At 68.5% G+C, this 12230-nt stretch carries 7 protein-coding genes; 5 read left to right on the top strand and 2 right to left on the bottom strand.

What is annotated here, in order from left to right; genetic code table 11:
- Window positions 1-6 precede the first annotated feature (6 nt).
- Window positions 7-2643, bottom strand: a complete 2637-nt coding sequence (locus A6A40_RS13215; protein ID WP_063635789.1) for a methyl-accepting chemotaxis protein — start codon at window positions 2641-2643, stop codon at window positions 7-9.
- A gap of 391 nt (window positions 2644-3034) precedes the next feature.
- On the opposite strand from A6A40_RS13215, the gene A6A40_RS13210 reads away from it, so the two are divergent.
- Window positions 3035-6979, top strand: a complete 3945-nt coding sequence (locus A6A40_RS13210) for a PAS domain S-box protein (RefSeq protein WP_063635788.1) — start codon at window positions 3035-3037, stop codon at window positions 6977-6979.
- On the top strand, window positions 6976-8106 hold the full coding sequence (locus tag A6A40_RS13205; protein ID WP_063635787.1) for a response regulator: 1131 nt from the start codon (window positions 6976-6978) through the stop codon (window positions 8104-8106). The genes A6A40_RS13210 and A6A40_RS13205 overlap by 4 nt, the downstream gene beginning before the upstream one ends.
- Before the next feature lie 15 nt (window positions 8107-8121).
- Here the strand turns inward: A6A40_RS13205 and A6A40_RS13200 are convergent, their stop codons facing one another.
- Window positions 8122-8907 carry a DUF2076 domain-containing protein gene (locus A6A40_RS13200; protein ID WP_236783668.1) on the bottom strand — a complete coding sequence of 262 codons (786 nt, stop codon included), beginning with the start codon at window positions 8905-8907 and terminating at the stop codon, window positions 8122-8124.
- Window positions 8908-9287: 380 nt separating this feature from the next.
- Here A6A40_RS13200 and A6A40_RS13195 point away from each other — a divergent pair, with 380 nt between their 5' ends.
- The 3 genes from A6A40_RS13195 to A6A40_RS13185 are packed head-to-tail and all read left to right on the top strand — an operon-like array spanning window position 9288 to window position 12227.
- Window positions 9288-9965 (top strand): chemotaxis protein CheX, encoded by a 678-nt coding sequence (locus tag A6A40_RS13195; RefSeq protein WP_236783667.1) that lies wholly within the window; start codon window positions 9288-9290, stop codon window positions 9963-9965.
- Window positions 9966-9972: 7 nt separating this feature from the next.
- On the top strand, window positions 9973-11829 hold the full coding sequence (locus A6A40_RS13190) for a sensor histidine kinase (protein WP_108546669.1): 1857 nt from the start codon (window positions 9973-9975) through the stop codon (window positions 11827-11829).
- Complete coding sequence (locus A6A40_RS13185) at window positions 11826-12227, top strand: response regulator (RefSeq protein WP_063635784.1); 402 nt, start codon at window positions 11826-11828, stop codon at window positions 12225-12227. The genes A6A40_RS13190 and A6A40_RS13185 overlap by 4 nt, the downstream gene beginning before the upstream one ends.
- Window positions 12228-12230 lie beyond the last annotated feature (3 nt).

Here is a 12230-nt window from a genome sequence, read left to right as displayed (position 1 = left end):
CTTCCGTCAACCTGCCCGCATGCGGTTGACCAGATTGTCGACCTGCGAACCCAGCGAGCGCACCTCGTCCGCCACGGTGGAGGATGCCGTCAGCACGCGGGTGGCGGATTCACCCGACTCCGCAGCGGCCCGCGCCACCGAATCGATGTTGCGGCGGACATGCTGGGTGCCGTCGGCGGCCTCGCCGACATTGCGGGCGATCTCGCGGGTGGCCGCACTCTGCTGCTCGACCGCCGCCGCGACGGTGGTGGCGATCTCGTTGATCTCGCGGATGGTGCCGGCGATGGAGCGGATGGCGTCCACCGCATCCTGGGTCACCGACTGCATCGCCTGAATCTGGCTGGAGATCTCCTCGGTCGCCTTGCCCGTCTGGTTGGCGAGGCTCTTCACCTCCGACGCCACGACGGCGAAGCCCTTGCCGGCCTCCCCGGCGCGTGCCGCCTCGATGGTGGCGTTCAGGGCCAACAGATTGGTCTGGGACGCGATGTCGTTGATCAGCTGTACCACCTCGCCGATCTTGTTGGCCGACTGCGACAGCCCCTCCACCGTGCGATCGGTGCGTTCGGCCTCGCTGGCCGCCTTGCGGGCGATCTGGCTGGAGGCGTGGACCTGGCTGCCGATCTCCTGGATCGAGGCCGACAGCTCCTCCGTCGCGGCGGCGACCGCCTTGACGCTGCCTTCGGCCTGCTGCGAGGTGCTGGCGGCGGTCGCAGCCTCTCCGGTGGTGGCCTCGGCGTTGCGGCTCATGCGCTGGGCCATGTCCTGCATCTCGCCGGCGGCACGGGCGACGCGGTCCAGCACGCCGCGGACGCTGCTTTCGAAATTCTCCGCCATCTCGACCATGGCCCGGCGGCGCTCCCCGGCGGCCCGGCTGCGTTCGGTCTCGGCACGCGCGTTGGCGGCATTGGCCTCGTTGGCGGTGTCGCGGAAGACCATCAGCGCGCGGGTCATGTCGCCGATCTCGTCAGTGCCGGCGGCGGGGATGGGGGCGTTGAGATTGCCGGCGGCGATGGCCCGCATCGCATCGGACAGGGCGCTCAGCCGGGCGACGATGTTGCGGCCGACCACGAACCAGGCCAGCGCCGCGGCGCCGGCGAGGCTGGCGGCGGCGAACAGGATCAGCATCATCCTGCCGGCGGACAGCGCGTCGGTGGCGCCGGCGGCAGCGGAATCAGCCTCCTGCTTCATCGCCGCGATCTGCTCGTCGACCATGCCGGCAAACTGGCGGGCAATCTGCCGGTTCTCCGCCAGGACCTTCTCGTTCTCTGCGGCGGCGTCCAGTTCGGAGCGGCGCAGCTTGAACAGGCTGTTCTCCCCGGTGCCGAAGCCGGCCAGGATCTCGGCGTTCCTGATCAGCTTGGGGAGGCCGTCGTCACCTGTCTTCTGCAGAGCCTTCAGCCGCTCGTCCATCGCCTTGGCGGCGGCGGCATAGCGGGTCTCCAGCATAGCCAGCCGGTCGATGCTGGGCGCCTGCGCCGCCTCGTTCAGTGCGCCGACGGCGGCGGCGGCGTAGGTCGACAGCTCCAGATATGTGCGGAATCGGGCCAGCCCGTCACCCAGCAGGGCCTGCATGGAATCGCGGGTCTGCGAACGGACGTTGACGCTGGACAGCTTGATCTCGGCCTTCAGCCGCATCAGCGGCGATTCCATCTGCTCCAGCAGGGCGGACTGCCGACGCGCCGCGTCGGTCAGCAATTCAGCCACCTTCTGGCGCAGCGCGTCGCGCTCCGCGCTGCCGGCCGGCAGTTCCAGGATCTTGCGGCGCATGTCGAAGACGCCATTGGCGCCGTCGCCGAGCAGGAAGAAGGCGTCCAGCCCCTCGGAGGTGTCCTTGCTCAGCCGGCTGCCGATCTGCGCGGTTGCGCTGACCATGCGGGCGGCGGCCTCCAGATAGGCCTGCTGGTGCTGGACGACGGCGAAGGCGGTCTCGGCACTGCCGGCGCGGGTCAGCGCTTCCGACGAAACGCTCAGGTCGCCGCGCACCTCGTACATGGTGATCAGCGAGCGGACGGCGTCGCCCAGCGCGTTCATGTCGCTCTCGGTGCTGCTGTCCAGCGCCTCGCCCTTGTCGCGCAAGGCGGTGCCCGCCCGGTCGGTCAGCGGGGCGAGGCTGCCGAGGAAGGCGTCATAGGATTTGGCCAGCTCGACCGACGTCGTCTCGCGCGTGCCGCGGACGGACAGGCGCAGAGTGGCGGCAGCGTTGCCGCGCTCCAGCGTGGCGATCAGCCCCTGCGTCTTGCCGCGCAGCTCGGCGATCCGCGGGTCGCCGGCGCGGCGGGTCGCCAGTTCCTCCACCAGGTCGCCCAGCGCCTTGCCGTTGCCCATGATCTCGCCATAGATGCGTTCGCGCTCGCCCTGGCTCTCGGCAGCGGCGAGCACCGGTGCGGCGGCGGCGATGCCGCTGCTTTCACCGGACAGGCGCTTCGCCAACTCCATCTCCGGCAGTCCGGTGCCGACGATCCGCGTCAGCGGCGCCTCCACCGCGGAGAAGGAGGTCAGCCCAACGATGCTGGCGGCGACCGTCATGCCGGCCATGCCGGCGAAGGCGAGCAGAAGCTTGCCGCGGACACCCAGGCGGCGGGCGCGTGGCTCGCGGTCTCTGCGGTCGGGCGTCATGGTATCGTCGCGGACATCCGTCGTCATGTTTCGTCCCTGCTCCCCCGGAATGAAGTGACTGTCCGGGCTTGGCGCCCGTTTTTTTGCTACCGCCCCTGCCGCCGCCGGCCACCACTTGCGCAAATTGATCCGGCCCTGCACTGCGTGGCAAACCAACCATACTGCAGTGTGGTTGACAGATCCTTACGGAAGAACACTCATTTTCGACCATCTATTTGGTATGGACGCGTTCCGGCGGCACAATGATGGGCCGGCATCCCGGCATGCGTCATTATGACCATCCGCCTGCGACGAACGTTATAGAGGCTCTCATCCCCCATGACCGCCATGTTAGTCTGGCGCGAGACGTCGGCGATGGGGGGAAACATGCGGGTCTGGCAGACGGTGTTCGCGCCCTTGCCGACGGAACGCTGACCGTATGCACCGCCTGCTGCAAAGCCAGTTCAAGCGCGTGCTGGGCCTGCAAAGCGCGGATGCGGCCGAGTCCGTCCTGGCCGAGCTGCAGGCGCTTGCCGGCCATGCCGGCCTGTCGCCGGAGGCGGCGCGGATGCTGGAAGGGCTGCCGGCGCTGTTCGGCCGGATCGGCCAGAGCTATGAGCAGGCCGACCGCGACCTGAGCCGGCGATCCCGCAGCCTTCAATTGAGTTCCGAGGAGCTGGCCGATGCCAACGAGCGGCTGCGGCGCGAAGCGGGGATCCAAGCCCATGCGATCAGCCGCCTGCGCGGGGCCGCCAACAGCCTGCTGCGCGCCGACGGCCGCCCCGAGCTGCCTGATTCCGCCGACAGCAGTCCGACCGACAGCCTGGAGCGGCTGAGCCAGTTGATGGCAGGGATGGTGGAGGAACGCTCCGCCGCCCAGCGGGCTCTGGAACAGCAGAAATTCGCGCTGGACCAGCATGCCATCGTCAGCATCACCGACCACCGCGGCGTCATCACCTACGCCAACGACAAGTTCTGTCAGATCAGCGGCTTCTCGCGCGATGAACTTTTGGGCCGCTCCCACCGCATCGTGAATTCGGGCCGCCACCCCTCCGGCTTCTTCGCGGAGATGTGGCGCAGCATCATGGACGGGCAGGTCTGGCACGGCGAGATCTGCAACCGGACCAAGGCGGGCGAGGAGTATTGGGTGGCCGCCACCATCGTGCCGCAGCTGACCGCCGACGGGCGGCCGCACCAGTACATCGCGATCCGCACCGACATCACCGAACGCAAGCGGATGGAGGCGGAGCTGGAGGACAGCCGCCGCTTCCTGCAAAGCATCACCGACAGCATGGGCGAAGGCGTCTTCTCGCTGGACCGCAACGGCTTCTGCACCTTCCTGAACCCGGAAGCGGAACGGCTGCTGGGCTGGTCGCAAGAGGATCTGCGCGGCATCCCCTTGCACGACGCCGTCCATTACAAGGACCGGCAGGGGAACCCGGTGGCCAGGGAGGATTGCGCCGTCCTGAACAGCGTCCGCCGCGGCGAAGCCTATCGCTCGGAAACCGATCATTTCATCCGGCGCGACGGCACCGTCTTCCCCATCGCCATCACCACGGTGCCGCTCCGCGAGGAAGGGCGCATCGTCGGCTCCGTCACCGTCTTCCAGGACATCACCGAAAGCCAGCGCATGCTGACCGCCCTGCAGGAGAGCGAGGAGCGGCTGACCGTGGCGCTGGACGCCTCCAACACCGGGCTGTGGGACTGGAACCCGGTGAGCGACCACGCCTATTACTCCGACCGCTGGCTCGGCATGCTGGGCTACGCACACGGCGAACTGCCGCCCAGCGGCGCCACCTGGCTGGGTCTGCTGCACGAGGAGGACCGGGACCGGGTTCTCTCGATGCTGGAGGAGCATATCGCCGGCCGCCTCGCGGTCTACGAGGTCGAGTTCCGCATGCGCCACAGGTCCGGCGACTGGGTCTGGATCCTGTCGGCCGGCAAGGTGACGGAACGCGACGCCGCGGGCCGGCCCACCCGGATCACCGGCATCCACAAGGATGTGACCGACCGCAAGCGCACCGAGGACGAGCTGGCGCGCGCCAAGGAGGATGCCGACCGCGCCAACCGGCAAAAGAGCGATTTCCTGGCCAACATGAGCCACGAGATCCGTACGCCGATGAATGCGGTGATCGGCCTCAGCCACCTGATGATGAAGACCGATCTGACGCCGCGGCAGCGCGATTACCTGGACAAGATCCACGCATCCTCGCGCAGCCTGCTCGGCATCATCAACGACATCCTCGACTTCTCCAAGGTCGAGGCCGGCAAGCTGACCATCGAGGCGATCCCCTTCCATGTCGGCGGCGTCCTGCAGGAGGTGGCGAGCGTCGTCCTGCCCAAGCTGCGGGAAAAGGGTCTGGAGCTGATCCTCGACCTGAACGGCGAGGTGCCGGGCACTCTGGTCGGCGACCCGTTGCGGCTGGGACAGGTGATCCTGAACCTCGTTTCCAACGCGGTGAAATTCACCGAACGGGGCGAGGTGGTGGTGACGGTCGGCGGGCGGATCGGCACCGCCGACGATTACCGGCTGGAGGTGGAGGTCTGCGACACCGGTATCGGCATGTCGCCGGAACAGGCCGCCGCCCTGTTCCGTCCCTTCACCCAGGCCGACAGCTCCACCACGCGGCGTTTCGGCGGCACCGGGCTGGGGCTGGCGATCTGCCGGCAGCTGGTGGAATTGATGGGCGGCACGGTGTCGGTGGAGAGCCGGCCGGGCGAGGGCAGCATCTTCCGCTTCTCCATCCGCTGCCGGGTCGCCGCCGGGGACACCGCCGACGACCGTCTGCCACGCGACCTGATGGATCGCCGGGTGCTGGTGGTGGACGACAGCGACGCCGTGCGCTCCATCCTGACCGACATGCTGGAGCGCTTCGGCCTGACCGTGGAGGCGGTGGCCGACGGCCTGTCGGCGCTGCGGCGGCTGGAAGACGGGCAGGCCGGCACCAGGCCACCGGTGGAGCTGGTCGTCCTGGACTGGCGCATGCCGGATCTCGACGGGGTGGAGACCTTGCGCCGCCTGCGCGCGCTGCCGGGCGCCCAGCCGCCGGTGGTGATGACCACCGCCTATGGCGCCGATGGGGTGCAGGGAGCATTGAATGGGGCGCTCGACGGTATGGCCGGCCCCGCCGGGCCGGTCACCGCCGTGCTGGAAAAGCCGGTGACGCCGTCGGCCATGTTCGATTCGGTGATGATGGCGCTCGGCGGCGCCGGCCCCAGGATGGCGGAAGGCATCCGCCGGGCCCACGACCCCGCCCAATCGACGGAGCTGTCGGCGCTGGTCGGGCGCACCGTCCTGCTGGTCGAGGACAATCTGGTCAACCAGCAGGTCGCCTGCGGCCTTCTGGAGCTGGTCGGCATCGAGGCGATGGTGGTCGGCAGCGGCGAAGAGGCCTTGCAATGTCTGCGCGAGGTCAAATTCGACCTGGTGCTGATGGACGTGCAGATGCCGGGGCTGGACGGCTACGAGACGACCCGGCTGATCCGGCGCGAACTGGAGCTGTCGAGCCTGCCGATCATCGCCATGACCGCCCACGCCATGGCCGGCGACCGCGAACGCTGCCTGGATGCCGGCATGAACGACCATGTCTCCAAGCCGATCGACCCGGAGGCGCTCTATGCGGCGCTCGCCCGCTGGCTGAAGCCGGTGCGCGGACTGGGCAATGGATTGGCGGGCGGCACGGTGCCCGGAACTCCGTTGGCGCCGGCGGTCGCCGCCGTCTCGGCCGCCCCGGCACTGCCGGATAAACTGCCCGCACTCGACCTCGCCGTCGCCCGGCGCAATGTGAACGGCAACCTCGCCCTGCTGCGCCGCATCCTGATCGACTTCGCCTCCACCCATGCCGGGGAGGCGGCGCGCCTGACCGCCGCAGCGCGGGAAGAACGATGGAAGGATTTGCTCCGCCTGTCCCATACGCTGAAGGGCACCGCCGCCACCATCGGCGCCATGGAGCTGTCGGCCCTGGCCGGCACGGTGGAACGGGGGGCGATGACCTCTCCGCCCATGCTGGAGGAGGGGGTGCTCGACCGGCTGGCCGGCGCGCTTGCGCTGGTTGTGGAGGGTATCGGCACCCTCGGCCGTCCGGCGGCGGAGGCCGCGGCGACGCCGGACACGCCAGCCATGCAGCCGACCGCCACCTTGCCGCGCGACAGGCTGAAGGCATCGCTGTCGCTCGCCGACCGGCTGGACGGCCTGCTGAGCGCCGGTGATCCGGAGGCCGCCGACATGGCCGACGGACTGGCCCGCCTGCTGGCCGGCAGCCCGGTCGCCAGCGCGGCCGACCGGGTGAACCGCCATGCCGGCGCCTTCGACTTCGAGGATGCCGCCGGCGCCCTTGCCGAGCTGCGCGACCGGCTTCGTGACCTGGGAGAGACCGCGACATGACCATGCCGCTTCCCAACGGCGACAAGCCGCGGATTCTGATCGTCGACGACGAACCGATCAACCTCAAGGTGATGGCCGACCTTCTGCGCGACAGCTATGGGCTGATCGTGGCGAAGGATGGGCCGCAGGCGCTCGCCCGGCTGGCCGGCGCCCCGCTGCCGGACCTGATCCTGCTCGACGTGATGATGCCGGGCATGGACGGGGTGGAGGTGTGCAGACGGCTGAAGGAGGACGCGCGCACCCGCGACGTGCCGGTGATCTTCATCACCGCGATGGGGCAGGTCCATGACGAGACCCGCGGGTTCGCCGTGGGCGCCGTCGATTACATCACCAAGCCGATCTCCCCGCCGGTGGTGCTGGCGCGGGTCCGCACCCACATTGCCCTGCGCGAGGCACGCCGCGCGCTTGCCGACCAGAACCGGCAGCTGGAAGACCGGGTGGCGGAGCGGACACGCGACCTGCTGCGCGCCCAGGACGCCACCATCCGCGCCATGGCCTCGCTGGCCGAGACCCGCGACAACGAGACCGGCAACCACATCCGCCGCACCCAGAACTATGTGCTGGCGCTCGCCCTCCATCTCAGCCGCGACCCGCGCCATGCCGGCCGGCTGGACGAGGAAACCATCGAACTTCTGTACAAGTCGGCGCCTCTGCACGATGTCGGCAAGGTCGGCATCCCGGATTCGATCCTGCTGAAGCCGGGAAAGCTGACCGACGAAGAATTCCACATCATGAAGACCCACGCCGCGCTGGGCCACGACGCCATCTTCGCCGCCGAAGGGCAGGCGGATGTCGCTGCCGGCGAAGGGGCTGGCGGCGAAAGTTCCTTCCTGCGCATCGCGCGTGAGATCGCCTATGGCCACCATGAACGCTGGGACGGCGGCGGCTATCCCCAGGGGCTGGCGGGGGAGGCGATTCCGCTGTCGGCCCGGCTGATGGCGGTGGCCGACGTGTACGACGCCCTGATCAGTCGGCGTTGCTACAAGCCGCCCTTCCCGCACGAGAAGGCGGCGGAGATCATCCGCGAGGGCAGCGGCAGCCATTTCGACCCCGCCGTCGTCGCCGCCTTCACCGCGCTGGAGGAAGAGTTCAAGGACATCGCCGAACGCTACAGCGACGAGGCCTGAGCCGTCCGGCCACGGTCAGATCCAGGAATCGCCCCCGTCGCCGCTGCCGCTGCCGCCGTCATCGAAGGGCGCATCGTCGAACGACGCATCGTCCGCCGGCGGCGGGCCGGGGTCATAGGAGGCATCCTGCACCGCATCGGGCTGCGGTCCCTGATCGCTGCCGTAGTTGTTGTTGATCACCGTCTCGTTGATCGTCTCACTGACCGGGGTCTGTGCCACAGCCCCGGCAAAGGGACCAGGTGAATGGTGCAGAAGGGAGGAGATGGCGCTCGCCGCCAGCATGCCGCCGGCCACACCCGCAGCCGTCTGCGCCGCCCCGGCGAAGAATCCGCCGCCGCGGGGTGCCATTCCGGGCGCCATTCCGGCTTGCGGGAAAGGCGGCGGCGCATAGGGTTGCTGCGGATAAGCGGCGCCGGGTCCGCCGCCCCATGGGCTGCGGCCGGCAGGCGGCAAGGGCTGCTGCGGAGCAGGGGACGGGGCCGAAGGCGGCTCGGCACTCCGGCTCCACGGGCTGCGGCCGATGCCGAGCGCATTCGACAGGAAGCTGCCGCCCGACGGCGCCGGCTGGGCCGGACGGTCGCGCAACTGCCGTTCAAGCTCCTCGATCCGGGTCTGGGCCGCCGTCAGCGCCTGCTGCTGAACCAGGACGGTCTGCGCCATGTAATAGGCGGACAGCGGCTGGTCCTGGACCGCGCGGCGGATGAAGTCCTCCGCTTCGCCGTCGCGCGGCTGTGCTTCCACCTCGCGCAGGCGGCGGAACAGGTCGGACAGAAGTGTGCGTTCCTCTGGGGTCATCGTCATCTCCTCGCGCCATCTCCTCGCGCGGTGTCCATCGCGCAGGCGCACTGCATGATGTGGAGTCTCCATCCCCCTGCGGACAAGTCCCCCGGGACAGGAGCCGCCTGACGACTCTGTCATCGCCCCGAACTGCAGCCAAACCACTTGATTACGTCTCTAAAGCAATATTGCGTTGGAGTGCCGCTTTGTTGCCGAACGGTCCGAATCTGATGCATGAGTTGGTTGATCGTCGGGCTGACCATTGTGGGAATAGGGGCGGCTATATCGGCTATGGCGTCGCCGGCTTAACATATGACATTGACGGGGGTGCCTTTTTCCCGGTCGATAGGCCACATTTGTGATGCGACCGCCCGGCGGCGCCGGTTGTGAAGCCGAGACCAAGAATGAACAGGCGCCGAGAGATGGTGGAACTGACCGACCTGGAGCGCGACGCGCTGACCGAGTTGGTGAACATGGGGGTTGGCCGTGCCGCCACCCATCTCAGCCGCATGGTCAACGACCAGGTTCTGCTGTCCGTCCCGACCGTGGACATCGTCAGCCGGCAGGAAGCGTCCGATTTCCTGAGCGCACGGGAGCGCAGCGGGCTGGTGGCGGTTGAGCAGCAGTTCCACGGCTCCTTCGACGGGCGCGCCATGCTGATCTTTCCGGAGGCCAACAGCCTGGAGTTGGCCCGCGCGGTGCTGGGCGGGGACCTGACCCTGGCCGAGATCGTCGATCTGGAGCAGGATGCTCTGGCGGAGATCGGCAACATCATCCTGAACGGCTGCCTCGTCGTGGTCGCCAACGCCCTGAAGGACCGGCTGACCATCTCGCTGCCCGCGGTGCTGCGCGGCGACGGCGCCAACATCCTCAAGGACAAGGTGGGAAGCGCGGACGAGCTGGTGCTGTTCCTCTATATCGACTTCACGATCCGCAGCCGCAGCATCCGCGGCTACATCGCCTTGCTGATGGGCGTCTCCTCGCTGGAGTCGCTGAAGCTGCTGATCCATGCCTTCATCGAAGACATCGCCTCCCAAGACCCCACATCCGCCGGAACGCCGCATGGTCCCCAGATTGCCTGAACAACCGATGTGGGCCCTGGATGTCCTGGGTGCGCTCGATGCCGGTATCCTGCTTCTCGACCGCCATTGCCGGGTGCTGTACTGGAACGGCTGGATGGAGCAGGCCTCCACCCTGACCGCCCGGGAAATCCTCGGGCATGACCTGTTCGATGCGCTGCCGAACCTGCGCGAATCGCGCCTGCACATCGCCGTGCGCGACACGCTGGCGACCGGGGCGCCCGGCGTGCTGTCCCACACGCTGAACCCGATGCTGTTCCCGCTGCGCCTGCCGGACGGGCGGCGGATGGTCCACAATGTGGTGATCCGTCCGCTGCCGGCCCATGCGCATGCGACCGGCGGGGAGGCGCGCTGCCTGATCCAGGTGACCGACGTCACCGCGTCGGTGAACCGGGAGCGCGTCCTGCGCGAGCAGCGCGACGCCCGCTACCGCGCCATCGTCGACACCGCTCCCGACGCCATCGTCACCACCGACACCCGCGGCATGGTGCAGTGGATGAACGGCGCCGCCACCCGCCAGTTCGACTATCGCCCGGAGGAACTGATCGGGCAGAGCGTGACCGTGCTGCTGGGCGACGACGCGCCGGACTGGATCGCCATGGCCGATCACAGCGGCCCGGACGGTTCCGGCCGCCTGGATGCGGTCACCCAGCCGGTCGAACTGACCGGCCGGCGCCGCGACCGCAGCCACATCGACCTGGAGCTGTCGATGGCGCGCTGGGAATCGGAAGGCCGCAGCTTCATCACCGGCATCCTGCGCGACATCACCGAACGCCGCCGCACCCGTGAGGAGCTGCGGGCCAGCGCGCTCGCCATGCGGCAGCTGGCCGAGCAGACCAAGGCGACGCTGGATGCGCTTCCCGCCTTCATCGCCGTGCTCGACCGGTCCGGCCACATCGTCTCGGTCAACCGCGCCTGGGCCGAAGCAGGACCGGAGACGATCTTTCTCGGCCAGGGCTGCATCGTCGGCGACGATTACCTCGACCATTGCGGCAAGGGCCAGACCGCCGACCCGCGGGCGGACGACGTGATGGAGGGCTTGCGCAGGCTGCTGAGCGGCGGCGGGCCGCCGGTGTCGGCGGAATATGTCACCGGCAACCAACACTGGTTCCGCTGTCTTGCCGCCCCCATGCCGGCCGGCCCCTTCGGCGGCACGGTGCTGATGCACATCGACGTGACGGAGATCAAGTCGATGGAGGCGGCCCTGCGCAAGCTGGTAAGCCAGAAATCGACCCTGCTGCGCGAGGTCAATCACCGCGTCAAGAACAGCCTGCAGCTGGTGTCCAGCCTTCTGACCCTGCAGACCCTCAGCCTGCCGGACGAGGCGGTGAGGGTGCATTTCCAGGACGCCCGCAGCCGCATCGAGGCGATCGCCCGCGTCCACAACCGGCTCTATCAGGCCGACCAGTTCCAGACCATCGAGTTCGGCACCTATCTCAACGAGCTGTGCGAGGATCTGGCCCGCGCGTCCGGCGGCGAGAGCATGTGCGACATCGCCGTGCGCTCTGAGGTCATCGATCTGCCGATCGACCATGCCGCACCGCTGGGCCTGATCGCGAACGAGCTGATCACCAACGCGGTCAAACATCGCGGAGACGGACCGGCACGGGTGACGGTGACCTTCCGGCGCGAGGCCGACGACCTGTTCCTGACCGTGTCTGACCGCGGTCCGGGACTGCCGTCCAACTTCGACATCCGCAAGAGCCGCAGTCTGGGCATGCGCCTGATCTCCAGCCTCGCCGGCCAGATCCGGGCCAGCGTGGACATCGACACCACGCCGCAGGGAACCACCTTCCGGATCGAACTTCCGATGCCCGACGCGGGACCGATGCTGGAAGCCTCCTCCGCCGAGGAGATCGACGGATGAAGATCCTGTTGGTGGAGGACGAGGTGCTGATCGCGCTGGAACAGCAGCTCTACCTGGAATCCGTCGGCCACAGCGTCGTCGGCCCGGCCATCACGGCGACCGAGGCCATGGAACTGGCAGAGGCCGACAAGCCGGACCTGGCGCTGGTCGACGTGCATCTGGGCATGGGCACCAACGGCATAGACGCCGCGCGCGGCTTGAACGCACTGGGCGTACCCTGCCTGTTCATCACGTCCTTCCGCGACGAGTTGAAGAAGGACGGCCCGCTGACCGGCATCGGCTGTCTGCCCAAGCCCTTCACCGAAAGCGGTCTGCTCGCCGCCGTCGACGTCGCCCGCGCCATCCTGGCTGGGGAGACGCCGCGCAACGTGCCGCAGACGATGGAACTGTTCGTGTGAAGC

This window comes from Azospirillum humicireducens (assembly GCF_001639105.2).
Lineage (GTDB): Bacteria > Pseudomonadota > Alphaproteobacteria > Azospirillales > Azospirillaceae > Azospirillum > Azospirillum humicireducens.
Note: the sequence above shows the minus strand (reverse complement) of the source record. Positions and strands in the feature narration are given on the sequence as shown.

Coding starts and splice junctions, on each gene's coding strand:
- A6A40_RS13185 (WP_063635784.1), top strand. CDS start 11,826: ATGAAGATCCTGTTGGTGGAGGACGAGGTGCTGATCGCGCTGGAACAG.
- A6A40_RS13195 (WP_236783667.1), top strand. CDS start 9,288: ATGAACAGGCGCCGAGAGATGGTGGAACTGACCGACCTGGAGCGCGAC.
- A6A40_RS13205 (WP_063635787.1), top strand. CDS start 6,976: ATGACCATGCCGCTTCCCAACGGCGACAAGCCGCGGATTCTGATCGTC.
- A6A40_RS13200 (WP_236783668.1), bottom strand. CDS start 8,907: ATGACGATGACCCCAGAGGAACGCACACTTCTGTCCGACCTGTTCCGC.
- A6A40_RS13210 (WP_063635788.1), top strand. CDS start 3,035: ATGCACCGCCTGCTGCAAAGCCAGTTCAAGCGCGTGCTGGGCCTGCAA.
- A6A40_RS13190 (WP_108546669.1), top strand. CDS start 9,973: ATGTGGGCCCTGGATGTCCTGGGTGCGCTCGATGCCGGTATCCTGCTT.
- A6A40_RS13215 (WP_063635789.1), bottom strand. CDS start 2,643: ATGACGACGGATGTCCGCGACGATACCATGACGCCCGACCGCAGAGAC.